26 protein-coding genes and 1 tRNA gene are annotated in these 23,953 nt (G+C 71.3%); 17 read left to right on the top strand and 10 right to left on the bottom strand.

Features of this window, described 5'->3' with window-relative positions:
- Positions 1–1,659, bottom strand: a complete 1,659-nt coding sequence (argS, locus tag ACO1X9_RS09400) for an arginine--tRNA ligase (protein ID WP_486350566.1) — start codon at positions 1,657–1,659, stop codon at positions 1–3.
- Between the two features lie 34 nt (positions 1,660–1,693).
- Between argS and ACO1X9_RS09395 the strand changes: the two genes are divergently transcribed.
- Entirely contained in the window at positions 1,694–2,290 is a 597-nt protein-coding gene (locus ACO1X9_RS09395) for a hypothetical protein (protein WP_486350565.1), read from the top strand.
- Here the strand turns inward: ACO1X9_RS09395 and ACO1X9_RS09390 are convergent, their stop codons facing one another.
- Positions 2,291–3,103 carry a transglutaminase-like domain-containing protein gene (locus tag ACO1X9_RS09390; RefSeq protein ID WP_486350564.1) on the bottom strand — a complete coding sequence of 271 codons (813 nt, stop codon included), beginning with the start codon at positions 3,101–3,103 and terminating at the stop codon, positions 2,291–2,293.
- Positions 3,104–3,127: 24 nt separating this feature from the next.
- On the opposite strand from ACO1X9_RS09390, the gene ACO1X9_RS09385 reads away from it, so the two are divergent.
- Positions 3,128–3,203: transfer RNA gene (locus ACO1X9_RS09385), tRNA-Arg, on the top strand.
- Complete coding sequence (locus ACO1X9_RS09380; protein WP_486350563.1) at positions 3,203–4,234, top strand: glycerate kinase; 1,032 nt, start codon at positions 3,203–3,205, stop codon at positions 4,232–4,234. The genes ACO1X9_RS09385 and ACO1X9_RS09380 overlap by 1 nt, the downstream gene beginning before the upstream one ends.
- On the opposite strand, the gene ACO1X9_RS09375 is transcribed toward ACO1X9_RS09380, so the two are convergent.
- Positions 4,219–5,616, bottom strand: a complete 1,398-nt coding sequence (locus tag ACO1X9_RS09375; RefSeq protein WP_486350562.1) for a helix-turn-helix domain-containing protein — start codon at positions 5,614–5,616, stop codon at positions 4,219–4,221. The two genes, ACO1X9_RS09380 and ACO1X9_RS09375, sit on opposite strands and share 16 nt — an antisense overlap.
- Positions 5,617–5,777: 161 nt before the next feature.
- Here ACO1X9_RS09375 and ACO1X9_RS09370 point away from each other — a divergent pair, with 161 nt between their 5' ends.
- From ACO1X9_RS09370 to ACO1X9_RS09340, 7 genes are all read left to right on the top strand, one after another.
- Positions 5,778–7,679, top strand: coding sequence for a phosphoenolpyruvate carboxykinase (GTP) (locus tag ACO1X9_RS09370; protein ID WP_486350561.1), 1,902 nt, complete (start codon positions 5,778–5,780; stop codon positions 7,677–7,679).
- A gap of 123 nt (positions 7,680–7,802) precedes the next feature.
- Entirely contained in the window at positions 7,803–8,378 is a 576-nt protein-coding gene (locus ACO1X9_RS09365; RefSeq protein ID WP_486350560.1) for a SigE family RNA polymerase sigma factor, read from the top strand.
- Positions 8,362–9,087, top strand: coding sequence for a hypothetical protein (locus ACO1X9_RS09360; RefSeq protein WP_486350559.1), 726 nt, complete (start codon positions 8,362–8,364; stop codon positions 9,085–9,087). Before ACO1X9_RS09365 ends, ACO1X9_RS09360 begins: the two co-directional genes overlap by 17 nt.
- Before the next feature lie 70 nt (positions 9,088–9,157).
- Positions 9,158–11,104, top strand: a complete 1,947-nt coding sequence (locus ACO1X9_RS09355) for a TPM domain-containing protein (protein ID WP_486350558.1) — start codon at positions 9,158–9,160, stop codon at positions 11,102–11,104.
- Positions 11,105–11,137: 33 nt separating this feature from the next.
- Entirely contained in the window at positions 11,138–11,878 is a 741-nt protein-coding gene (locus ACO1X9_RS09350; RefSeq protein ID WP_486350557.1) for a PspA/IM30 family protein, read from the top strand.
- A 17-nt stretch (positions 11,879–11,895) separates the two neighbouring features.
- Positions 11,896–12,954, top strand: a complete 1,059-nt coding sequence (locus ACO1X9_RS09345) for a DUF418 domain-containing protein (RefSeq protein WP_486350556.1) — start codon at positions 11,896–11,898, stop codon at positions 12,952–12,954.
- The gene (locus ACO1X9_RS09340) at positions 12,951–13,754 is read left to right on the top strand and encodes an arginase family protein (RefSeq protein ID WP_486350555.1); all 804 of its coding nucleotides are present in this window, start codon (positions 12,951–12,953) and stop codon (positions 13,752–13,754) included. Before ACO1X9_RS09345 ends, ACO1X9_RS09340 begins: the two co-directional genes overlap by 4 nt.
- Before the next feature lie 10 nt (positions 13,755–13,764).
- Here ACO1X9_RS09340 and ACO1X9_RS09335 read toward each other — a convergent pair whose 3' ends face one another.
- Complete coding sequence (locus tag ACO1X9_RS09335; protein ID WP_486350554.1) at positions 13,765–14,358, bottom strand: hypothetical protein; 594 nt, start codon at positions 14,356–14,358, stop codon at positions 13,765–13,767.
- A 73-nt stretch (positions 14,359–14,431) separates the two neighbouring features.
- Here ACO1X9_RS09335 and ACO1X9_RS09330 point away from each other — a divergent pair, with 73 nt between their 5' ends.
- On the top strand, positions 14,432–15,214 hold the full coding sequence (locus ACO1X9_RS09330) for a crotonase/enoyl-CoA hydratase family protein (RefSeq protein ID WP_486350553.1): 783 nt from the start codon (positions 14,432–14,434) through the stop codon (positions 15,212–15,214).
- Between the two features lie 50 nt (positions 15,215–15,264).
- Positions 15,265–15,702 (top strand): hypothetical protein, encoded by a 438-nt coding sequence (locus ACO1X9_RS09325; RefSeq protein ID WP_486350573.1) that lies wholly within the window; start codon positions 15,265–15,267, stop codon positions 15,700–15,702.
- Here ACO1X9_RS09325 and ACO1X9_RS09320 read toward each other — a convergent pair.
- Positions 15,699–16,055 carry an SIP domain-containing protein gene (locus ACO1X9_RS09320; protein WP_486350552.1) on the bottom strand — a complete coding sequence of 119 codons (357 nt, stop codon included), beginning with the start codon at positions 16,053–16,055 and terminating at the stop codon, positions 15,699–15,701. The two genes, ACO1X9_RS09325 and ACO1X9_RS09320, sit on opposite strands and share 4 nt — an antisense overlap.
- Before the next feature lie 61 nt (positions 16,056–16,116).
- Positions 16,117–17,529, bottom strand: a complete 1,413-nt coding sequence (locus ACO1X9_RS09315; protein ID WP_486350551.1) for an amidase — start codon at positions 17,527–17,529, stop codon at positions 16,117–16,119.
- 169 nt (positions 17,530–17,698) lie between these two features.
- On the opposite strand from ACO1X9_RS09315, the gene ACO1X9_RS09310 reads away from it, so the two are divergent.
- From ACO1X9_RS09310 to ACO1X9_RS09295, 4 genes are read left to right on the top strand one after another with little or no spacing between them, the layout of a single operon-like run.
- Entirely contained in the window at positions 17,699–18,064 is a 366-nt protein-coding gene (locus ACO1X9_RS09310) for a GntR family transcriptional regulator (RefSeq protein ID WP_486350550.1), read from the top strand.
- Positions 18,061–18,978, top strand: a complete 918-nt coding sequence (locus ACO1X9_RS09305; RefSeq protein ID WP_486350549.1) for an ABC transporter ATP-binding protein — start codon at positions 18,061–18,063, stop codon at positions 18,976–18,978. The genes ACO1X9_RS09310 and ACO1X9_RS09305 overlap by 4 nt, the downstream gene beginning before the upstream one ends.
- Entirely contained in the window at positions 18,975–19,757 is a 783-nt protein-coding gene (locus tag ACO1X9_RS09300; protein WP_486350548.1) for an ABC transporter permease, read from the top strand. Before ACO1X9_RS09305 ends, ACO1X9_RS09300 begins: the two co-directional genes overlap by 4 nt.
- 43 nt (positions 19,758–19,800) lie before the next feature.
- Positions 19,801–20,415 carry a DUF3558 domain-containing protein gene (locus ACO1X9_RS09295; protein ID WP_486350547.1) on the top strand — a complete coding sequence of 205 codons (615 nt, stop codon included), beginning with the start codon at positions 19,801–19,803 and terminating at the stop codon, positions 20,413–20,415.
- On the opposite strand, the gene ACO1X9_RS09290 is transcribed toward ACO1X9_RS09295, so the two are convergent.
- The 3 genes from ACO1X9_RS09290 to ACO1X9_RS09280 are packed head-to-tail and all read right to left on the bottom strand — an operon-like array spanning position 20,400 to position 22,119.
- Entirely contained in the window at positions 20,400–20,825 is a 426-nt protein-coding gene (locus tag ACO1X9_RS09290; RefSeq protein WP_486350546.1) for a VOC family protein, read from the bottom strand. The genes ACO1X9_RS09295 and ACO1X9_RS09290 overlap by 16 nt on opposite strands.
- The gene (locus ACO1X9_RS09285) at positions 20,822–21,400 is read right to left on the bottom strand and encodes a GNAT family N-acetyltransferase (RefSeq protein ID WP_486350545.1); all 579 of its coding nucleotides are present in this window, start codon (positions 21,398–21,400) and stop codon (positions 20,822–20,824) included. The genes ACO1X9_RS09290 and ACO1X9_RS09285 overlap by 4 nt, the downstream gene beginning before the upstream one ends.
- Before the next feature lie 23 nt (positions 21,401–21,423).
- Positions 21,424–22,119 carry a uracil-DNA glycosylase gene (locus tag ACO1X9_RS09280; protein ID WP_486350544.1) on the bottom strand — a complete coding sequence of 232 codons (696 nt, stop codon included), beginning with the start codon at positions 22,117–22,119 and terminating at the stop codon, positions 21,424–21,426.
- Between the two features lie 43 nt (positions 22,120–22,162).
- On the opposite strand from ACO1X9_RS09280, the gene ACO1X9_RS09275 reads away from it, so the two are divergent.
- Positions 22,163–23,644 carry an MFS transporter gene (locus tag ACO1X9_RS09275; RefSeq protein WP_486350543.1) on the top strand — a complete coding sequence of 494 codons (1,482 nt, stop codon included), beginning with the start codon at positions 22,163–22,165 and terminating at the stop codon, positions 23,642–23,644.
- Here ACO1X9_RS09275 and ACO1X9_RS09270 read toward each other — a convergent pair.
- Positions 23,628–23,953 (bottom strand): SDR family NAD(P)-dependent oxidoreductase (locus tag ACO1X9_RS09270; protein WP_486350542.1); only part of this gene is annotated, 326 nt, incomplete at its 5' end. The genes ACO1X9_RS09275 and ACO1X9_RS09270 overlap by 17 nt on opposite strands.

Genomic DNA, 23,953 nt, shown 5'->3' with positions numbered 1-23,953 from the left:
CTACATCCGTTCCGGGGCGCTCACGCCCAGCAGGTCGAGACCGTTGCGGAGCACCTGGCCGGTCGCGTCGTTGAGCCAGAGGCGCGTGCGGTGCAGGTCACTGACCTCCTCCTCGCCGAACGGCAGCACGCGGCAGGCGTCGTACCACCGGTGGTACGTGCCGGCGAGCTCCTCGAGGTAGCGCGCGACCCGGTGCGGCTCGCGCAGCTCGGCGGCCTGGCGCACGACACGCGGGAAGTCGGCGAGGGCGGCGAGCAGCGCGCTCTCGGTCTCGTGCTCGAGGAGGCCCGCGTCGAATCCGTCGACGCGGGCGACCCCCGCCTCGGCGGCGTTGCGAGCGACGGCCCGCGTGCGGGCGTGCGCGTACTGCACGTAGAAGACGGGGTTGTCGTTCGTGCGCTTCTGCAGGATCTCGGGGTCGAGGGTGAGCGGCGAGTCGGCGGGAGACCGCTCGAGCGAGTAGCGCAGGGCGTCGGTGCCGAGCCACGCCTGGAGGTCGTCGAGCTCGATGATGTTGCCCGCGCGCTTCGACAGCCGTGCGCCGTTGATGCTCACGAGCTGGCCGATGAGCACCTCGATGTCCTTCTCGGGGTCGTCGCCGGCCGAACCGGCGAGCGCCTTGAGCCGGTGCACGTAGCCGTGATGGTCGGCACCGAGCAGGTAGATCTTGTGCGCGAAGCCGCGGTCGCCCTTGCTCAGGTAGTACGCGGCGTCGGCGGCGAAGTACGTGTAGATGCCGTTCCCGCGGCGGATGACGCGGTCTTTGTCGTCGCCGAAGTCGGTCGTGCGCACCCAGACCGCGTCGTCGGCGTCGTAGACATGGCCCTGGGCGCGCAGGCGGTCGACGGCGTCGTCGATGAGCGAACGCCCGGTCGTCTCGTCGACGTCGTGCAGCGTGCGCTCGCTGAACCAGACGTCGAAGGTCACGTTGAAGCGTTCGAGCGACGCCTGGATGTCGGCGAGTTGATAGGCGTACGCCCGGTCGCGGACGAGCGGCAGCGCCTCCTCGGGACGCACGTCGACGATCCCCGGGTCGGCTTCGAGCACGCGTGCCGCGAGGTCACTGATGTAGGCGCCCGCGTAGCCGTTCTCCGGCGTCGGCCGGCCGTGCAGCGCCGCGAGCACCGAGGCCCCGAAGTTGTCCATCTGGGTGCCCGCGTCGTTGATGTAGAACTCGCGCACGAGCGACGCCCCGGACGCCTTGAGCACGCGCCCGATCGCGTCGCCGAGCGCCGCCCACCGGGTGTGTCCGATATGGAGCGGGCCCGTCGGGTTGGCCGACACGAACTCGAGATTGATCGTCTGGCCGGCGAGGGCGTCGTTCGTGCCGTACGCCTCGCCCTGCTCGACGATCGCCTGGGCGAGCGCGCCGGCGGCCGCGGCCTCGAGCGTGATGTTGAGGAAGCCGGGACCGGCGACCTCCGTCGCCGCGATGCCCTCGACCTCGGCGAGGGCGGCCGCGAGCTCGGTCGCGAGCGCCCGCGGGTCAAGACCCAGGCGCTTGCCGAGCTTCATCGCGACGTTCGACGCCCAGTCGCCGTGATCGCGGTTGCGCGGGCGCTCGAGCGCGACGTCATCCGCGGAGATCTCGCCCGCTCGCTCCCCCGCCGCCGAGCGGACGAGCTCGAGCAGGGTCGCGGTCAGTTCGGCGGGGTTCACAACGGTCGATCGTAGCCGGGGTGATGATGGGGACATGGTCTCCGCATCCAGCCCGCATCGGTTCCTTCTCCCGTCTGCGCTCGCCGCACTCGCCGTGCTCGGGCTCGCGGGGTGCGTCGACGCAGCGCCGGAGCCGACTCCGACCGGCGCTGCGCCGACGCCCGGCACCACCGTGAGCGCATCGCCGACGAACCCGGCCGAGGAACCCCAGGGCGATCTCGACATCGCGTGCGATGACCTCGTCGACCCGGATGCCGTGTACGCCTTCGACCCGAACTTCGGTCTCGTCGGAACCTACGACGCCGAAGCCGGAAGCGCGGCGGCGTATGCCCGCGACCACGGCGGAGTGCTGTGCCGCTGGGTGCGCGAGTCGGGTGACATCACGATCGATCTCGCGGCGGCCCGCCTCTCCGACGCGGAGCTCACGACGCTCAAGGACGAGGCGGTCGCGTCGAGTGAGATGGTGCCGACCTACGGTGACGAGGCCTACTTCGATGCGTCGACCGGCACGGCGACCGTCTTCCAAGGGTCGTACTGGCTCGTCGTCACGTCGCCCGCGTTCGCCGAGCCCGGCGAGCCGACCGCGATCATCGACTCCGCGCTCGCGGCGCTCGCGGCCCTGTCCGCCTGATCAGGCGAGTTCGATCGGATCGCTCGGGCCCGCTTCGCGGTCGAGTCCCACGGCGGTCGCGCGCACGTCGATGCTCAGCAGTTCGATGTCGGTGATGGTGTTGGTGAGAAAGGCCGTGTCGGCCGCGTCGCGACCGGTCGCGATCCGCACGAGCCCGGCGCGTGGGGCGAGTCGCGTCGCATCGATCACGATCCAGCGACCGGCGACGAACGCCTCGACGACGGCGTGGAAGTCGCGGGGCTCGAGCTCGGGCGCATACACCGACACGAGGCGAGCGGGGACGTCGAGCGCGCGCAGCAGGGCCGCCGTGACGTTGGCGAAGTCCCGGCAGACGCCCGCCCCCGTGGCGAGCGTCTCGACCGCGCCGCCCGTCGGGCTCGTCGCGCTGCCGTCGTAGCGCAGGCGCCCGTGCACCCACTCCTCGACGGCGTCGACGAGCCGCTGTCCTTCGAAGCCGGGGAACGTGTCGCGCGCGAACGGCGTGAGGGTGTCGGACTGCACGTAGCGGCTCGGCCGCAGGAACTCGACGAGATCGTGGTCGACGAACGGCGTGGGCTGTGCGCGGCCGGTGACGGTCGCCGCGTAGTCGATGCTGAGGATGCCCGGTCCGGTTTCGAACAGGTGCAGCCGGGTGCCGTGCGCGTCGACGCGTTCGCGCGTCGTCACCTCGTCGTCGTCGAGCCGCACCCGCAGGCTCTCGGCGGTCGTCGGCACCCCGTCGGCGACCGCGACCGCGAGCACGTACGACGTCGGCCCGTCGGCGCGCAGCACGAGGCTCGAGCCGACGTCGCGGCGAAGGGGGGCGGGGGCCATGCTGCTAACCTAAATGCGCTACACGCCTTCGTAGCTCAGTGGATAGAGCGCTTCCCTCCGGAGGAAGAGGTCGCACGTTCGAATCGTGTCGAGGGCACCATGAGAGTCGTCGTCGCTCCAGACTCCTTCAAAGGCAGCATCTCCGCCCGGGACGCCGCTGCCGCGATCGCCGACGGGTGGAATTCGGTCCGCCCCGGCGACGACCTCGTGCTGCTCCCGCAGGCCGACGGGGGCGAGGGCACGCTCGACGCGTTCGCCGCGGCGGTCCCGGATGCCGTCCTGCACACGGTGCGACGCGCGACCGGGCCCGACGGCCGGCCGGTCGACGCCAGCTGGCTCGAACTGCCCGACGGCACCGCGGTCGTCGAACTCGCGCAATCGTCGGGCATCGCGCTCATGGCGTCCCTCGATGCCGTCGGCGCGACCACTCGCGGGCTCGGCGAGGTCATCGCGGCCGCCCTCGACGCCGGGGCGCGAGCGGTACTGCTCGGGCTCGGGTCGTCGGCCTCGACCGACGGCGGCGCGGGTGCGCTCGCCGCGCTCCACGGTCGCCGTCCGCCGACCGGCGGCGTGACGCTCCTCACCGATGTCACCGCGCCCCTGCTCGGACCGAGCGGTGCGGCCGCGGTCTTCGCGCCGCAGAAGGGCGCCACCTCGGCCGACGTCGACCTCCTCGAGGAGCGGATGCGCACGTGGGCCGCCCGGTTCCCGGACGCGGATCCCTTCCTGCCCGGGACCGGCGCCGCCGGCGGCACCGCGTTCGGCTTCGTCGCCGCCTGGGGTGCCCGCATCGAGCCCGGCGCACCCGCGATCGCCGAGCTCACGGGGCTCACCGTCACCCTGACCACCGCCGACGTGCTCATCACCGGCGAGGGTCGCTTCGACGCCAGCTCACTCACCGGGAAGGTCGTCGGCCACGCCTTCCACGCCGCCCAGGCCGCAGCCGTGGCCCGGGTGGTCGTGATCGCGGGCGAGGTCACGCTCGAGCCGCCCTCCCCCGCCGGGGTCTCGACGACATCCCTCTCGCTCTCGACGCTCGCCGGCGGTGCACGGGCGGCCCTCGCCGACCCGTGGACCTGGCTTCGGCGCGCCGGGGAACGGGCGGCGAGTGCCGACTACGACGACGCGTGACTCTCGAGGAATTCGTAGAGCTCGCGATCGTCCACGCCGGGGAAGGTGCCCGACGGCAGCGGCGAGAAGATGTGCGCGTGCACCTTGGCACTCGACCACGCCTTGCCCGACCAGTGCTCGGCGAGGTCGGAGGGCGGGCGGCGACAGCAGCTCGCGTCGGGACAACGTGACTGCTCGCGGCGCTGGGTCTCGCGCCCGCGGAACCACTTCGCCTCGTCGAACGGCACGCCGATCGTGATCGAGAACTCCTCGCTCGCGCTCGAGCCGATCTGCGTCGACTCGAAGAACGTGCCCTTGGGCGTGTCGGTGTACTGGTAGAACTCCGTCGTGCGGTTGGTGCGCACGAACGCGCGGCGGGCACTCCAGTGGCGGCAGACGATCTCTCCCTCGACCGAGCCCGTGACATCCATCGGCAGCGGCAGTCCGTCGTTCTCGTACGCCTTCGAGATCGCGCCGTCGCCCGCGACGCGGATGAAGTGCACGCGCATGTCGAGATCGTTCGCGAGGTTGGTGAAGCGCAGCGCCGCGCTCTCGTGGGTGACGCCGAAGGCATCCCGGAAGTCCTCGAGGGCGATGTCGCGGTCGGCCTTCGCCTGACGGAGGAACTGCACCGCCTGGGTGCGCGGCATGAGCGCGGCCGCGGCGAAGTAGTTGATCTCCACCCGCTGCTGCAGGAAGCCCGCGTAGTCGACGGGAGCCTCGTGCCCGAGCAGACGGTGCGCGATCGCCTGCAGCGCCATCGAACGGAGGCCGTGGCCGCCCGGGATCGAGGCGGGCGGCAGGTAGATGCGACCGTTCTCGAGGTCGGTGACCGAGCGCGCCGAGTGCGGGAGGTCGTTCACGTAGACGAGCTCGAACCCGAGCTGCTCGGCCATGAGCGTGACGGAGCGGTGGGTGAGCGCACCGCTCACGTGGCCCACCTTGCGGAGGGCCTCCTCGGCGAGGTCCTCGATCTCCGGGATGTGGTTGTCGCGCGCCCGCATGCGGGCGCGGAGCTCGGTGTTGGCGCGGCGGGCCTCCTCGGGCGTCGCGATCGCCTCCTTCGAGCGCCGGGCGAGTTCGCGATGCAGGCCGACGAGCGCGCGCAGGGTCTCGTCCGGCATCCCCTTGCCCGCTCGCACGGCCGGGAGTCCGAGCTGCGCGTACACGGGATTCGCCTGCGCGCGCTCGAGCTCGATCTCGAGCGCTGCCCGCTCGGTCGGCGCGGACTCCTCGAGGAGTTGGGTCAGCGGGATGCCGAGCCGCTCCGCGATCGCGGCGAGGAGGGAGAGGCGAGGCTCGCGCCGTCCGTTCTCCATGAGGGAGAGCTGACTGCCCGCGACGCCGACGTCGGCGCCGAGTTGCTCGAGCGTGAGACCTGCCTCGCTACGGAAATGACGCATCCTCTGGCCCAGGGTCGCAAGATCCTTCACAAAATGCAGCATACGGAAAGATCGGGTGATCTTTCCATCGATTCTCGTGCTGCGGACCGCATTCCTGGCGCATTCTTGTTACAGAAGGCAGTTCTTCCCCGAACCGCCCCGACCAGCGAGGGAGCAGGACCGTGACGATCACCACCGGCACACGAACCCTCGACGGCGATCCCGAGGCTGTCGACGGCACCGAATCCGAGGAGCGCGTCCACGACGCGACCTGGGCGCTCCCCCCGGAGGGCACGGACCCGCGCGTCGTCGCCTGGGTCGAGCAGATGGCCCACCTCACCACCCCCGACACCGTCGTCTGGTGCGACGGTTCGCGCCGCGAAGCCGACGAACTCATCCGCGGGATGGTGGCGACGGGCACGCTGCTCAAACTGAACGCCGACCACCGCCCCTACAGCTTCCTCGCGCGCAGCCACCCCGACGACGTCGCCCGGGTCGAGTCACGCACCTTCATCTGCTCGCAGGACGAGGCAGATGCCGGGCCGACCAACAACTGGCACGAGCCCTCCGACATGCGCGCCACGCTCGACGGACTCTTCGCCGGCTCGATGCGCGGTCGCACGATGTACGTCGTCCCGTTCTCGATGGGACCGCTCGGCAGCCCGCTCTCCCGCATCGGCGTGCAGGTCACCGACTCCCCTTACGTCGTCGTGAGCATGGGCATCATGACGCGCATGGGCACCGCCGCTCTCGCGCAGATCACACCCGAGACCGAGTGGGTGCGGGCCGCGCACACCGTCGGCGCACCGCTCGAACCCGGCCAGATCGACGTGTCGTGGCCGTGCAACGAGACGAAGTACATCTCGCACTTCCCCGAGAGCCGCGAGATCTGGTCGTTCGGTTCCGCGTACGGCGGCAACGCCCTGCTCGCCAAGAAGGCGTTCGCGCTGCGCATCGCCTCCGCGATGGCCCGCGACGAAGGTTGGCTCGCCGAGCACATGCTGCTGCTCAAGGTCACCAATCCGAAGGGCCGCGTCTTCCACGTCGCCGCCGCCTTCCCGAGTGCCTGCGGCAAGACCAACTTCGCCATGCTCAAGCCCACCATCCCGGGCTGGACGGTCGAGACCATCGGCGACGACATCGCCTGGCTCGCCCCCGGCCCCGACGGGAAACTGCGGGCGATCAACCCCGAGGCCGGATTCTTCGGGGTCGCCCCCGGCACCGGCCTCTCGTCGAACCCGACCGCGGTCGAGACGCTCTGGGGCAACACGATCTTCACCAACGTCGCCCTCCGCGAGGACGGCGACGTGTGGTGGGAGGGTCTCACCGACACGGTGCCCGACTCGCTCACCGACTGGACGGGCCAGCCCTGGACGCCGCACGACGGTCGTCCTGCGGCGCACCCGAACTCCCGCTTCACCGTGGCCGCCGCCCAGTGTCCGACGATGTCGGATGACTGGGAGGACCCGCGGGGCGTCGTCATCGACGCGATCATCTTCGGCGGCCGGCGTGCCACCAACGTGCCACTGGTGGCGGAGGCACGCGGATGGGAACACGGCGTCTTTCTTGGCGCCACCATCTCGTCCGAGCGCACGGCGGCCGCCGAGGGCACTGTCGGAGAGCTGCGCCGCGACCCGTTCGCGATGCTCCCGTTCTGCGGCTACAACATGGCCGACCACTGGCAGCACTGGCTCGACGTGGGCGCCGGGTTGCGCGCGACGGGCGGCGTGCCGCGCATCTTCCAGGTCAACTGGTTCCGCAAGGGCGACGACGGCCGCTGGCTCTGGCCCGGGTTCGGTGAGAACGGTCGTGTGCTCGCCTGGATCCTGGAGCGCGTCGAAGGCACCGCCCCGGCGGTCGAGAGCCCGGTGGGGTGGATCCCCGCCCCGGGTGCGATCGATTACGAGGGCGCCGGTGTGAGCGACGCCGACTGGCAGGAGCTCTTCGCGATCGACCCCGACGCGCACCTCGCCGAGGCCGACGACGCCCAGGCGTTCTTCGACGGCTTCGACGGGCGGGTCCCCGCGGCCGTGACCGCGCAGCTCGCGCAACTCCGGGAGCGGATGCAGGCCGCACGAGCCTGACCCGCACCCCCTTTCGACGCGAGACCGAACCGCGTGCCGACCTCGCTGGCGGCACGCGGTTCCCTCGTTCCCCCAACCTTTTCCGTAGCCTCGTCGTCTGAGTAGGTAGAGGGAGGTGTGCGGATGACGGCGAAGCCGGCCTGGGAAGGCGTCGTGACCGAGTTGGTCGCGCAGCGCGGCGACGCGCTGCTGCGCTATGCGACGCTGCTCTGCGGCAGCCGCGACGACGCCGCCGACCTCGTGCAGGACGCCCTCGTGCGCACCTTCGGTCGGCTGCGCAACGGGTTCGGCATCGAGAGCGCCGAGGCCTACGTGCGGCGGGCGATCCTCAACGCGCACCTCGACGGCGGACGCCGCACGTCGCGCTGGCGCAGGATCGCTCCGCTCGAGTACCGCCCCGACGAGCTGCCCTCCCCCGCCCTCGCCTCGGAGGAACGGCTCGATCTGCACGATGAGCTGCGCAAGCTCACACCGCGGGAGCGCGCGTGCCTCGTGCTCCGCTACTACGACGACCTCAAAGTCGACGACATCGCCGACGTGCTCGGCATCAGCTCGGGCGCGGTCAAGCGCTATCTCAGCGACGGGCTCGCCAAGATGGCGATCTCGCTCGCCGACGACGGCACGGTCGAGGACCGCCTCACGCCGCAGCCGATGACCCAGCGCTCGCGGAAGGAGCCCGCCCGTGGCCACCGAATCTGACCTGCGCGACCTGCTGCGAGACCCCGACCCGGAGGGACGGCCCACCATCGACCTGGATGCCGTCGTCACGCGTGCGCGTCGCCGCCGCCGCCCGAAGGTGATCGCCGCGCAGGCTCTCGGCTCGGTCGCCGCCGTCGGAGCGCTCTTCGTCGGGATCTCCGCGGTCATCCCGCCCCAGCAGGCCGCGATGATGGTCGCCGAGGACTCCGCCGGCGGCGCCGAGGAGTTCGCGTCGGAGCCGACGGCCGACGACGCCGCCCTGCGCATCTCCGCGGAGGCCTGCGGTGCCGTGTTCGAGAGCGGCCCGACCTCCGCGGCGTGGACTCTCGCCATCGAGCCCCTCTCCACCGACGAGGGCTTCTCCGGGCTCACCGTGCCGGTCACCCTCCGCAACGACGGTGCCGGCGCCGTGAGCGGCGTGGCGTCGCCCCCGCGCGTCGTCTTGACGCGCGAGGGGATCGTCGTCGGATTCGCGCCCGCCGCCGACCTGATCGGCATCCCGGTCGAGTTGGGCCCCGGTGCGACCGCATCGTTCGATGCGGTGATCGAACCGTACGCGTGCGATCCGGCCGACCCTCAGGCGTCGCTCGACGAACTCGGGCTGTTGCCCCCCGGGGACTACGAGATGCGGCCGATCGTGCAGTTCGCCTCCGACGACGGAGCGGTCGAGGCGATCGTCGGTCCCGTGCAGTCGCTCGTGATCCGGTAATTCCTCAGGTTCCGCGCCATCCCACCTCGCTAGGCTTCGGGGACAGCCGGAACCCGGGAGGAACCGACCCATGCGCATCCGAGCCGTCGCCGGCTCCCTTCTCGGGGGTGCCGTTCTCGCGCTGCTCGCGGTCGGCCCGGCACTCGCCGAGGAGCCCGTCGACCTGGGATCGTCGCCGATCCTCGACCTCGCCGGGGCGCTCGACGACCCCGTCGCCGCGGAAGCCGCGATCGACGAGACCTTCGAGCGGACGGGCATCTCGCTCTTCGTCGTGCTCGTCGACGAGTTCGACAACCCCGCCGGAGCCGACGCGTGGGCGGATGCCACAGCCGACCGCAACGGCCTGGGTTCCGACGACGTGCTGCTCGCGATCGCGACGGAGGGTCGCACCTACTCGCTCTCCGCGACGGCGGAAGCTCTCGACGACGGGCAGTTCGACGCGGTGCTCGACCGCGTCGAAGCCTCGCTGCGCGACGAGGACTGGGACGGGGCCGTCGTGGGTGCCGCCGAGACCATCTCCGCACAACTCGACGCGCCGTTCGACCCGATCCCCTGGCTGATCGGCGGGGGCGTGGTCGCGGCCGGCGGCCTGACCGCGGGCGGCGTCGCGCTCGCCCGCCGCCGCAGCGCGAACGCCGCGGCACAGCAGTCGGCCCAAGAACTCGACACCCGCGCCGGGTCTCTGCTCGTGCAGCTCGACGACTCGGTCAAGACGAGCGAGCAGGAACTCGGCTTCGCGATCGCCCAGTTCGGCGACGAGGCGGCCGCGCCGTTCGCGGACGCCCTCGCGCAGGCCAAGGCCGGGCTCTCGGAGGCGTTCGCGCTGCGGCATCGCCTCGACGATGCCGAGCCCGAGTCGCCCGACGAGCGCCGCACGCTCACGACGCGCATCATCGAGCTGTGCGAAGCCGCCGACGCGACCCTCGACGCGCAGGCCGACGCTTTCGACGAGCTGCGCCAACTCGAGGCGAACGCCCCGCAGCTCGTCGAGTCGCTCGCGGCCGCGCACGCCGACGTCGCGGCGCGCATCCTCGCCGCCGACACGACCGTCGCCGAGCTCGGCCGCCGCTTCGGCGCCCCCGCGATCGACGCGATCGATGAGAACCCCGCCCAGGCCCGCAAGCTCGCGACCTTCACGGCGGAGTCGCTCACGGCCGCCCGCGGCGCCGTCGACCGCGGGGACGCGGGGCGAGCCGCGGTGGCGGTGCGCGGGGCGCAGCACGCACTCGGGCAGGTCGGGCAGTTGCTCGACGCCGTCGACAAGGCCGCCGTGGAGCTTCCCGAGCTGGACGCACGGCTGGATGCCGCAGTCGCCGACACCCGCGCCGACGTCGCCGAGGCGCGCGCCGCCGACCCGGCGATCCTCGAGCCGGCGATCACGGAGGCGGAACAGGTACTCGCCGCCGCCGAGCGCCAAGACCCCGCTACGGCCCTCGCCGCCGTCGAGCAGGCCAACGCCGCCCTCAACCGCGAACTCGGTGCGGTGCGCGACCGGCAGGCTCAGGTCGCACGCGCGGCCGCCCAGCTCGACCGGGTGACCGCCGAGGCCCGCACCGCCGTCGACTCGGCCCGCGACTACATCACGACCCGCCGCGGCGGGATCGGCGCGAGCGCGCGCACGCGATTCACCGAAGCCGAGTCGCTGCTCGCCCAGGCCGTCGCCCTCGGCGCGAGCGATGCCCTCGCCGCGTACGCCGCGGCGGAGAAGTCGGCCCGGCTCGCCGGGTCGGCGCTCTCCCTCGCGCGCTCCGACGTGATGGCGTTCGAGAACCCGAGGTCGTACGGGCGCGACCCCGACGACTTCTTCGACGGCGACGGCGGCGCCGTGCTGGGCGGCATCCTCGAGGCGCTGTTCTCGGGCTCCGGGTCGTCGTCCGGCTGGAGCGGCGGCAGCAGCAGTCGCCGTCGATCCTCCGGCGGGTTCGGCGGGTTCGGCGGCTCATCCCGCCGCAGCTCCGGCAGCAGCCGGAGATCCTCGTTGGGCGGCGGTCGCCGCTCGCGGGGCGGACGCTTCTAGACTCCACTCACTCCGTACAACGAAAGGCACACCATGGCAAAGCAATCGATTCTCGGGCGCATCTCCCAGCTCGTGCGGGCGAACATCAACTCGCTGCTCGACCAGGCCGAGGACCCGCAGCTCATGCTCGACCAGCTCGTGCGCGACTACACGAACTCGATCGCCGAGGCGGAGAGCGCGGTCGCCCAGACGATCGGCAACCTGCGCCTCATGGAGCAGGACCACGCCGAAGACATCGAGGCCGCCGCCGACTGGGGCCGCAAGGCACTCGCGGCGAGCTCGAAGGCGGATGAGCTCCGCTCGGCCGGCAACGCGGCCGACGCCGACAAGTTCGACAAGCTCGCCAAGGTCGCCCTCGGCAAGCAGATCTCCGCGGAGAACGAGGCCAAGACGGCCGAGCCGACGATCGCCTCGCAGAACGAGGTCGTCAGCAAGCTCAAGGACGGCCTCGAGGTCATGCGCGAGAAGCTCAACGAGCTCAAGACCAAGCGTGACGAGCTCGTCGCGCGCGCCAAGACCGCGCAGGCCCAGTCGCAGGTCGCCGACGCCCTGCAGAGCATCGACGTGCTCGACCCGACGAGCGAGATCGGCCGCTTCGAGGACAAGGTGCGTCGCGAGGAGGCCAAGGTGCTCGGCCAGCAGGAGATCGCCGCGTCGACGCTCGACTCGCAGTTCGAGTCGCTCGAAGACCTGAGCAAGGAGGTCGAGGTCGACGCCCGCCTCGCCGCGCTCAAGTCCGGCGGTGCCGCCGCCGCCATCACCTCGGGCAACTGAACGCCGAACCGTCACCGATGACCGGGGAGGGGCGACGCGAGACCGTCGTCCCTCCCCGGCTGTTCGGGCTCGACGCGGCGCGCGGCGTCGCCCTGCTCGGGATGTTCGCCGCCCACACCCTGGTGCTGGGCGGTGAGCAGCTCTACGACGGACGCTCCGCCATCCTCTTCGCCACGGTCGCCGGGGCGTCTCTCGGCCTCATCACCGGTGGCGCGACCCCGCCGCAGCCCGGGTCGCGCCTCCCGTCCCGGCTCTCCGTACTCGTCCGCGGCTCGGTGCTCGTCCTGCTCGGGGTCGCGCTGACGACGTTCCTCAGGCCGCCGATCGCGGTCATCCTCGATTACTACGGGTTCGCGTTCCTCGTGCTCGTCGGACTGCTCTTCGCGCACCGGCTCGTGCTCGCGGTCGTGGCCGCCGTCGTCGCGATCGCGGGCCCCGCACTCGTCGCACTTCTCACTGGAGGGGTGCCCTTCGAGCAGCTCGCGGCTCCGCTGCAGCTCGTCGGCCGGTGGCTCGTCTACGGCGAGTATCCGATCGTCGTCTGGACCGCCTACCTGCTGTTCGGTCTCATCCTCGCCCGGAGCGACCTCCGTGATCGGTTCACGGCGGGTCTCGCGCTCGTCGGCGGCGCACTCGCCGCGATTCTCGGCTACGGCGCGGCGGCTCTCGTCCCGGGGCTCTCCGCCGCCGCGCACTCCGACTCGAGCCTCGAGGTCATCGCCTCCGGCGGTGTCGCGGTGGCGATCATCGGCGCGCTGTCGCTCCTCGACTCGGCGACCGGCGAGGGCGAACGTGTCGCCCGGGTCATCCGGATCGTGCTCTCCCCCGTCGCCGCGGCCGGGTCGATGGCGCTCACGCTCTACGTCGCGCACGCGATCGTGCTGGTCGCCGTGCGCGAGGCGACGTCGCGGGGCGACCACTGGACGATGCCGGGGTGGGTGCTGCCCGCGCTCGTCGTCGGGTCGCTCGTCGTCGCGACCGTGTGGCGCCGACTGATCGGACCCGGCCCGCTCGAGGCGGGCCTCCGCGCGCTCACCCGCCTCGTCGTGCGACTCCGTCCTAGAGTGGCAGCGTGACCCTCCGGTTCCTGCTCGTGCCGCAGTGGCAGGGCTCCCCGTCGCCGCGGGCGATGCGTCTCGCGGAGGGCGTCGCGGCGCTCCGCACGGACTTGCCGTCGTCGGCGACCACCGAGATCGCCGTGCCACTCGAGGCGGGCGACGACCAGGGCACGGGCATCGCCCGGTACAGCTCGCTGCGCCTCGTGCGCGAACGGCTCACCGCCGCCCTCGCCGACGTCGAGGGTCCCGCGGTCATCGTCGGGGGCGACTGCGCTGTCGCGGCCGCGGGGATCGAGGTTGCCGTGCAGCGGCATCCGCAGGTCTGCGTCGTCTGGTTCGACGCGCATCCCGACCTCAACTCGCCCGATTCGTCGCCCTCGGGCGCGCTCTCGGGGATGGTGTTGCGGGCGTCGATCGACGCGGGTGAGATCGCCGCGTCGCGGGTCGTGCTCGCCGGGGCCAGGTCGTGGGACGCCGGCGAGCGTGCCTTCGCCGACGAGGTCGGGCTGCGCTCCCTCACCGTCGACGAGCTCGCCGACGCTGCGGCACTCGTCGACGCGGTCGACGCGACCGGCGCCGACGCCGTCTACCTGCACATCGACCTCGACGTGCTCGACCCCGCCGACCTCGACGGGCTGCTCGACCCCGAGCCGTTCGGGCTCGCACCGGCGACGCTCGTGGCCGCGATCAAGGCGCTGCGCGCGCGGTTCCCGCTCGCGGGGGCATCCCTCTCGGCCTACGCGCCGAGCGCGCCCGACACCGAGCAGGCGGCCGACGACGCCGCCACGATCCTGCGCGTCATCGCCGCCCTCGGCTGAGCGCGTCCGCTCAGGTGACGCTGATGCGGTACCGACCGGTCGTCGGGTCGTACTCGGTGATCGTCACGACCGCGTCGACGGGGCCGTCCGGCGACTCGTAGCTGCAGTCGACCGTGTTGCCGACGACGATCTCGAGCGAGTCACCCTCGCACGACACCTCGGGCACGTAGTCGAGCACGTTGCTGAGGGCGCTGATCGCGAGGGCTTCGATCTTCGCGATCGGTTCGGTCGCCCCGGGCTCGGCGGTGGGCTCGGGGGCGTTGTTCGCCACCTCCGCCACCTGGATGTCGATCGTGTAGTCGAGCCCTTCGGCCGTGTTGACGACCTCGGTGAAGGTGATGACGGTGTCGAACTCGAGACCGGCGACCGGATCGACCAGCAGGCAGGTCACCGAGGTGTCGGACTTGACCGGGATGTCGTCGTCGCCGCAGTCGATCGTCGGACGCAGGCCGACGGCCGCCTCGAGCTCGTCGGCGGCGAGCGTCTCGAGCTCGTCGGGCGCCACGGTGGGCGACGTGTTCGTGCCGACGCTCCACGTGCAGCCGGCGAGCAACGCGAGCGCGACGGCGGCGACCGGGAGGGTGGCGAGGGAACGCGAACGCACGGACGAACTCCTTCGGAAGGGAACCTGCTGAAACGCTAGCGGATGCCGACCCACCGTTGCGTACAGTGGGCGGGTGGGTGAGAGAGTCACCGTCGACCGCGACGGGCACGTCCTGATCATCGGGCTCAACCGCCCCGAGAAGCGCAACGCCGCGGACTTCGCGATGCTGCAGGAACTCTGCCTCGCCTACGGCGAGCTCGATCGCGACGACTCGCTGCGCGCGGGCGTCGTCTTCGCGCACGGCGACCATTTCACGGCCGGGCTCGACCTCGCCGACGTCGGACCGCGGATCACCGAGAACGGCCTCGACATCGTGCCGAAGGGCGGCCTCAACCCGTGGGCGGTCGAGGGCGAGGCGGTGCGCAAACCGGTCGTGATCGCCGTGCAGGGCACGTGCCTCACGCTGGGTATCGAGCTCGCGCTCGCGAGCGACGTCGTCGTCGCCGCCGACTCGACGGTGTTCGGGCAGATCGAGGTGCAGCGCGGCATCCTGCCGTTCGGCGGAGCCACGATCCGGCTGCCGCGCGCGGTCGGCTGGGGCAACGCGATGCGGTGGATGCTCACGGGCGACTCGTTCGACGTCGCCGAGGCGCACCGCATCGGGCTCGTGCAGGAGGTGGTGCCGCACGGGGAGCAACTCCCCCGCGCCCACGAGCTCGCGCACCGCATCGCCGCGCAGGCACCGCTCGCCGTGCAGGCGACGCTCGCCAACGCGCGCGAGGCGATCCGTGTCGGCGACCCGCGCGCCGAACAGCAGCTCCAACCCGAACTCGTGCGCCTCGCCGCAAGCGACGACGCCGCCGAGGGGATGCGGGCCTTCCTCAGTCGTTCGGAGCCGAGGTTCCAGGGGCGATGAGCCTTCCCGTGCGCCCCGACCCCGCGACGCTGTCCCGGGCCGAGCGCGCGATGGGGTCGTTCGTGCGCGGCGGAACGCGCATCCCGGGGCTCCGACGTCTCCTGCTCTGGCCTGCGGTGGCGCGGCCCGGATACTGGTTCGCCACGGCGTGCGCGTGGCTGTGGGGTCGCCTCCTGTTCGGCCGCTACCGGCGTGGCGGTGGCATCCGCTACTTCGAGGGGCTGCCGACGTGGGCCTTCGGCCGGGGCGGTACGACGATCGGCGCGATCTACCTGACGTCGACGAATACGAGCACCTCGGTGCTCGAGCACGAGGCCGTGCATGTGGCGCAGTGGCGCAGGTACGGGCTCGCCTTCATCCCGCTCTACGTCGCCGCGGGCTCGCCGCCGCTCACCAACCGCTTCGAGGTCGAGGCGGGCCTCGAGAAGGGCGGGTACGTGCGGCCGCGTCGACGCGGCTTCGCGTCGGATGCGTCGAGCGGCACCTAGGCGTTGGTGAGGAGCTGGGCGGCGCGGTCGCCGGAGACCCAGCCGTAGACGCGGTGCTCGCGGTCGAGGTCGACGGGGAGCATCTCGCCGAGCCAGGCTTCGACGGCTCCGCGGAGCGACTGCCCGAGGTCGCGGCGCAGCCACGTGACGCACACGCGGCCGGGCGCGGCGAGGTCGCGGATGCCGGCGGCGGAGTCGACCTCGACGAAGACCTGGCCACGGGCCTTCGCCGGGAGCGTCGCGAGCACCGTCTCGACGACCGGGAGATCCGCCTCGACCGCGCCGAGCAGCACGAGGTCTCCGGCAGCGGGCTGCCAGGAGATCGTCGCGGGGAGGAGGTCGGAGAGGAACATCGCACTCAGTATAGGCATGCCTAACTGAGCGTCGCCTAACCTTCCTTCCCCACTGCGCTCGTCACCAGACGGCGGGATACCGGCGCTGCCAGTGCAGGCGCCGCTCGAGCTGTGCGCCGAGGGCGAGCAGCACATCTTCCCGACCGGGTCGTCCGATCAGCTGCACCCCCATCGGCAGCCCCTCCGCCGTGACGTGCACGGGCAGCGAGATGGCCGGGAGGCCGCTCACGTTCACCATGCTCGTGAACGGCGTGTAGAGCACCTGCTGTGCGAAGTTCCGCGCGCCGTTCTCGGCGTCGTACCACCCCAGCGGGCGCGGGGTGAGAGCCATCGCGGGGGTGACCACGACATCCACGCGGGCGGCTCGCGCGAGGAACCGGCGCTCGAAGCCGGCGAGGAACGCGAGCGCCTCCGTGAGCTCTCGGGCGGAGAGCCTGCGGCCCGTCTGGACGAGCCAGCGCGTGAGCGGCTCGACGAGCGCGAGCTGAGCCTCGTCGAGCGGCAGCGCCGAGGCTCCGGCCTGCCAGACGGTGCGGAAGGCGGGGCCGTATCCGGGCTCCGGGTCGAAAGAGAGCTCCTCGATCCCGTGCCCGAGCGCTTCGAGCTCCCGCAGCGCGAGCTGGAGCGCCTCCTCGGCCTCCGGCGAGACGACGACGTCGTACTCGGCCGACCACGGGGTGTCGCGGCTGACTCCGAGCGAGAATCGACCCTCGCCCCGCACGGCCGCGTTGAGGAAGGCACCCCCGTCCCAGCGCGGTGGTGCGGTGGCCCAGGATGCGGTCCCGTCTGCGGCGAGCGCGTCGAGCAGCAGGGCGGCATCCGCTACGGTCCGCGCCAGCGGGCCGGCGGTGACGAGACCGGCGAGGCCGCCGAAACCGGAGAGCGCCGGTACGCGTCCGCGCGACGGCTTGAGCCCGACGAGACCCGTCGCGGCGGCCGGGATGCGCACCGATCCGCCGCCGTCCGACCCGGGCGCGAACGGCAGGAGGCCCGCGGCGACGGCGACGGCGGCTCCTCCGCTCGAACCGCCCGCTCCGAGGGACGCGTCGTACGGGTTGCGGGCGATCGGCCCGGCGAGCGGCTCGGTGTAGCTCGGGAAGCCGAACTCCGGAGCCGCGGTCTTGCCGACGCTCACTCCCCCGGCGGCGTCGAGCACGAGGGCGAGCTCGTCCGAGATCTCGGGCACGTTGTGGGTCATGGCGCGCGAGCCGTAGCGCGTCGGCACACCGGCGCGGGCGACGAGATCCTTGTCGCCGAAGGGCAGACCCCAGAGCGGCAGGGCGCGCGAGAGCTCCGTCACCGCGGCCGCGCGGGCTCGCGCGGCGTCGGGGGTGATCTCGGCGAAGGCGCCGAGTCCCGGGTCGAGCTTCTCGATGCGCACGAGGTAGTGCTCGGCGAGTTCGAGGGGCGTCACCTCACCGCGTCGGAGCCAGTCGAGCTGCTCGTTCGCGGTGAGGTGATGGAGTTCGAACACGATTCGAGCCTAGGTGTCGAGGGGTCGCCGTTCGGGCGATCCGCGGCGCGCAACAGCCCCAACGCCGACCCTTCGCGACGTCATCCGGATGCCGACTTGACATCCGCGGCTCGGCCTGGTTGGTTAGTCACTCAAGTAACTAACCCATTGACCGAGAGGAGGGAACCCGATGGACGACAGCCGCCCGCTCTTCCAGCAGATCGCCGAGCAGATCGCGAGCGACATCATCTCCGGAGCCCTTCCCGAGGAATCCCAGGTGCCCTCGACCAACGAGTTCGCCGCGTTCCTACGCATCAACCCGGCCACCGCCGGGAAGGGCGTGGGCCTGCTCGTCGACGCCGGGATCCTCTACAAGAAGAGAGGCATCGGCATGTTCGTCGCCACCGGGGCCCGCAGCCGACTCGTCGCCGAGCGGCGCGACGCCTTCCGCGACCAGTACGTCGCCCCCCTACTCGCCGAAGCCCGAAAGCTCGGCATCGACTCGGGTGAGCTCATCGGACTCATCCGCGACACCGACAAGGAGAACAACTCATGAGCACGATCGTGGAGGTCCGGGGCCTCACCAAGCGCTTCGGATCACTCGCCGCCGTGGACGACGTGTCGTTCCGACTCGAGGAGGACGGCATCTACGGCCTCCTCGGTCGCAACGGCGCCGGCAAGACGACCCTGATGTCGCTCCTCACCGGCCAGGAGTTCGCGACACGCGGCACGATCACGGTCTGGGGCGAGTCCCCGGTCGAGAACGCGGGAGTGCTCGAGCGCGTGTGCTTCATCAAGGAGAGCCAGAAGTACCCCGACGACTTCAAGGCGAAGCACGTTCTGAAGATCGCTCCGCGGTTCTTTCCCAACTGGGATCAGAGCTTCGCCGACCGCCTCGTCGAAGAGTTCCGCGTGCCCCTCGACCGCAAGATGAAGAAGCTCTCCCGCGGCCAGTTCTCGGCCGTCGGGGTGATCGTCGGGCTCGCGTCACGCGCGCCGCTCACCTTCTTCGACGAGCCGTACCTCGGCCTGGATGCCATCGCGCGGCAGCTGTTCTACGACCGGCTGCTCGCCGACTACGCGGAGCACCCCCGCACCATCGTGCTCTCGACCCACCTGATCGACGAGGTGAGCGACCTGCTCGAACACGTCATCGTGATCGACGACGGCGCGATCCTCGTCGACAGCCCCGCCGACGAGCTGCGCGGCTCCGCCACGACCGTCGTCGGAGGCCGCGAGGCCGTCGAGACCTTCGTCGGATCCCGCGAGGTGCTCCACCGCGACGCGATCGGCGGGCTCGTCTCGCTCACCGTCGCCGGCCTCTCCCCCGCCGAGCAGCAGGCGGCTCGCGCCGCCGGACTCGAGCTCGGCCCCGTCTCCCTCCAGCAGCTCGTGGTGCGCCTGACGACCGGTCGCGCCGTCGACTTCCAAGAACAGCCCCTCGACACCGACAAGGAGCCCCGCGCATGACCGCCCTCCCGCTCACCCTCGCCGCCCCGTCGGCGCGCCCCCTCGGCTCGCGACTGACCAACGTCGCGCGCCTGCACGCCGCGAACCCGTTCACGATCTTCTGGACGCCGCTCTACGTCGTCGGACTGATCTTCGCCGCCAACTGGGTCATCTGGTGGATCGTGCGCACCGCGGCTCCGAACGACCCTGAGACGGTGCAGGGCGTCTCCAACGGCTTCCAGTACAGCGGCGCCACCCTGTGGATCTTCGTCTACATGATGGTCATCGCGATCATGGCGATGAACTCGTCCTTCTCGCTGGCGCTCGGCTTCGGCTCGACCCGGCGTGACTACATCCTCGGCACCGGTCTGACCTTCGTGGGACTCTCGGCGCTCTACTCGCTCATCTACATCCTGCTCGCCCAGGTCGAGGCCTGGACGAACGGATGGGGTCTCGGCGGCTCGATGTTCAACGCGATCTACTTCGGGATCGACTCGCCGTGGTGGCTGCGGCTGTTCCACGTCTTCGCTCTGTTCCTGTTCTTCTTCGCGATCGGCAGCGCCTTCGGCTCGATGTACGTGCGGTGGAAGGCCCGCGGACTGTCGCTGTTCTTCGTGATCCTCACGGCCGTGCTGCTCGGCATCGTCGCGCTCATCACGCTCACCGGTTCGTGGCCCGCCGTCGGGGAGTTCTTCGTCACCGTCGGCTTCACGGGCGCGTACGCGCTGAGCCTCGTGATCTCGGCGATCGCCGGCATCGCGGCCTACGGCATCCTGCGCAAGGCGACCCCGCGATCCTGACGGGTCGCGGGTGATACATTCGCCCCACGCAGGGAGGTCGGGGATGCGGAAGCTCACAGCAGCCGGGGCGGCGGTCGTCGTCATCGCGCTGCTCGCGGGCTGCACCCCAGCCGCCGGGGGCGATGACGAGACCGACGCCCCCGACGCCGAGCCGACGCCGACGGCGATCAGTACCGAGACGCCGTCGCCCGTGCGCGAGTTCGCGATGCCGGACGCCTGCCTCGACCTCGTGACGGACGAGACCGCCGAGCAGTTCGAGTCCGACGGGCTCGACCTGCTCGGCGGGCCCGGCGGCATCTACGGCGAGGACTACTTCGTCGACCCCACCCCCGAGGAGCGCGCGGGCGGCATCACGTGCGTGTGGGGCGATGAGGATGCGCCGGCGACGACCGTCATCGTCTCGGTCGCCCCGGTGACGGCGGCCACGCGGTCCGGCATCGTGAGCGCCCTCATCGAGAGCGGGCTCATCGAGTCGCAGATCGAAGGTGCGATCTCCTACGCTCGCATCGGCGACGAGGTGAGCGCTCCGGGAGAGCTGCACGTCATCCGCAACGACTCGTGGATCTCGGTGATCGAAGCCGTCGGCGGGACCGACCGCTTCCAGCACGCGACCGAGCTCGTCGACGAGGTCACGGAGCAGGTCTACGTCGAGCGCTGACTCGGGTCGAGCTCCTGGAAGACCGTGAGCGGCATCCCGTCCGGGCCCTCGAAGCGCGCGTTGAGCGAACGCCACGGCGTCTCGACCACCGGTGCGACGACCTCGGTGCCCGCGGCCTCGAGGCGCGCGCTGACCGCCGCGGCGTCGGGCACTTCGAACGCGACCCGCACGGTGAGCGGGAACTCGTGCGCGGCCGCCCGACCCACCTCGACGTCGTCGATGAAGCCGACCTGCGCGGTGTTGGCGAGTTCGAGCGTCGCCGTCGGCACGTCGAGGATCACGACCCTGGCTCCGTCGGGGCCGTCGAACGACTCCCGCTCGGGAAGGCCCAGCACGTCGCGGTAGAAGGCGACGGCGGCGTCGAGATCGGCCGTCTCGAGCACGAGACGCAGTTGCACCGGGACGTTCACTTGAGGCTCTTCTGCAGCAGGTACGTGCCGAGCCATCGCCCGAACTTGAAGCCGACCTTGCCCATGTGCCCGATCTCCTTGAATCCGAACTGCTCGTGCAACCGGATCGACGCGTCCGCGCCGCGGTCGGCGATCACCGCGACGACCTCCTTGACCCCGGCGGCCTTCGCACGCGGGAGGAGTTCTTTCATGAGCGCCTTGCCGAGGCCCTTGCCGGTCGCGGCGGCGCCCAGGTAGATCGAGTTCTCGACCGTGAAGCGGTAGGCGGCCTTCGGCTTCCAGGGCAGCACGTAGGCGTAGCCGAGGATCTGCCCGTTCGGCGAGACGGCGACGAGCCACGGGTAGCCGAGCCGCTCGGCGTCGGCGAACTTGTGCCGCATCTCCTTGAGGGTGAGCGGGTCTTCGTCGAACGTCACGGTCGAGTTGGCGACGTAGTGGTTGTAGATCTCGAGCATGTGCGGGATGTCGCGCGCCGTCGCGTCGCGCAACTCGTAGGCGAAAGGCGGTTCGGCCGCGGGCTCGGGGCGGAGGTGGCGCGGCAGCTGCCGCCGCGGGTTGTACTCCTCCTCCAGCATGCGTCGATCCTAAGCAGACAGGCCTACGCAGGCAGACGCCAGTCGACCGGATCAGCCCCGGCGGCGGTGAGCAGTTCGTTGGCGCGGGAGAACGGTCGCGATCCGAAGAAGCCGCTCGACGCCGAGAGCGGGCTCGGGTGGGCCGACGCGAGGATGTCGGTGTCGCCGAGCATCGGACGCAGCGTTCCGGCATCCCGACCCCAGAGGATGGCGACGAGGGGCGCGTCGCGGGAGACGAGGGCGCGGATGGCGGTCTCGGTGACGTCCTCCCACCCCTTGCCGCGATGGGATCCGGAGTTCCCGGCCTGCACCGTGAGCACGCGGTTGAGCAGCAGCACGCCCTGCTCGGCCCACGCGGTGAGGTCGCCGTGCGCGGCCGGCTCGATGCCGAGGTCGTCGCGCAGTTCGCGGTAGATGTTCTGCAGGCTGCGCGGGATCGGGCGCACGTGCCGCTCCACCGCGAACGACAGTCCGATCGGATGCCCGGGGGTCGGGTACGGGTCCTGACCCACGATGAGCACCCTGACCTGCTCGAACGGCTGCGTGAACGCGCGCAGCACGTTCGGCCCCTCGGGGAGGTAGCGGCGGCCCGCGGCGAGCTCGGCGCGGAGGAACTCGCCCATCGCGGCGACCCGCGGCGCGACCGGCTCGAGCGCTGCGGCCCACCCGGGATCGACGAGCTCGGCGAGTGGACGGGGGCTGCTCACCTGGTCGGCCACGCGTCGAGCCTAACGGCGCTCCCCCCGCCCCTAGACTCCCGGCATGACGAACGTCGCCGGGACGCCGAGGTCCCTTGCGCAGATCACCTTCGCCCTCGTGGGCTTCCTGTTCCTGCTCGAGATCACGAGCGGCATCCTGCAGGGGTTCTACATCCCGCTGATCAGCGATCTCGTGGTGCACCTGGGCATCACCGACGCCGACTTCAACTGGTTCGAGGCGGCCCAGCTGCTGCTCTCGGCGCTCGCGGTGCCGATCCTCGCGAAGCTCGGCGACATGTTCGGGCACAAGAAGATGCTGCTCGTCTCGACGGCGCTCACCGCCGCCGCCTCGTGGTGGCTCGCGATCTCGGGCGACTTCACGACGTTCCTCATCGCGTGGGCGCTGCAGGGGTTCTACGCGGTGTGGCTGCCGCTCGAGGTCGCGCTCATCTTCGACAAGGGCCGTCGCTCGAAGACGGGCGTCTCCCAGACGCGCCGTGCCGCCGGTCTGCTCGTCGTCGCCCTCGAGCTCGGCGCCATCATGGGGGCGCTCGGCGGAGGCTTCCTGTTCTCGAGCGTCTTCGTCGGGAACGTCACCCTCACCCTCATGGTGCCGGCCGCGATCGTCACGCTCGCGTTCTTCGCCATCCTGTTCGGCGTTCCGGAGTCGGAGCCGAGCCCGAACCGCAGTCTCGACTTCGTCGGCTTCGTGCTGCTGTCGTTCGCGCTGCTGCTCACGACCTCGTCGCTCACCTTCCTGCGGATCAACGGTCCGGGGACCTGGTGGGTGTGGGTCATCATGGCGGCGGGTCTGCTGTCGTTCATCCCCTTCGGGCGCTGGGTGCTCGGGCGCGACGACCCGGCGATCGACCTGCGCATGGTCGCGCAGAAGAACATGTGGCCCGTGCAGATCACGGCGGGCCTCTTCGGCATCAGCGTGCTCGGCGCGCAGATCCCGCTCTCGACCTTCGCGGGCACCGACCCCGAGGTCGTCGGCTACGGGCTCGGCCTGAGCTCCGGGATGCGGTCGATCGTCATCGGCATCTACCTCGTCTCGCTCATCGTCGGCGCCGTGCTCTTCGCGGTCTTCTCGCGCCGGATCGCGCCGCGCCTCGCGCTCATCGTCGCCACCTCGCTCGTCGCGGTCGGCTACTTCGCGCTCATCCCGTTCCACGGGAGCCTCGCCGAGGTGCTCGTCTGCATCTGCGTCGCGGGCCTCGGCTCCGGTGCCCTCGTGGCCGCGCTCCCCGCCGCGGCCGCCGCAGCGGCGCCACTCGGGCAGACGGGTGTCGCGACGGGTCTCACCAACACGACCAAGACGATCGGCGGGGCGTTCGCGTCGGCGACCTTCGGCCTCGTGCTCGCGACGGGAGTCGTCGCGGGAGCGGGGACCGCGGCGAGCCTCTCCGGCTACTACACGGCGTGGGCGATCTGCGGCGGCACGGCGGTCGTCGCGACCGTGCTGCTGTTCTTCGTACCGAAGCTCGCGTTCGCCGACACCGAGGAGGCGGAGGCCGCCGCGGAGGCGATCAGCCCTTCGGCGTGAGGTCTCCCCGCACGACCTTGTGCGGCGCGGCCTGAGCGACCGGCTTGATCGTCACGAGGTCGAGGTTGATGTGTCCCGGCAGCTCGACCGCGTGCACGATCGACGCCGCGATGTCGTCGGCCGTCAACGGATCGCCGACTCCCGCGTAGACGGCATCCGCCTTCTCCCGGTCGCCGCCGAACCGTACGAGCGAGAACTCGTCGGTCTTGACCATGCCGGGCGCGATCTCGATCACGCGGATCGGCTCCCCCGCGAGCTCGAGCCGCAGCACGGCCATGAGCATGTGGGCACCGGCTTTCGCCGCGTTGT

It is taken from the genome of Pseudolysinimonas sp. (genome assembly GCF_057350545.1).
The sequence above is the reverse complement of the archived record's forward strand: the minus strand, read 5'-3'. Positions and strand labels throughout refer to the sequence as shown.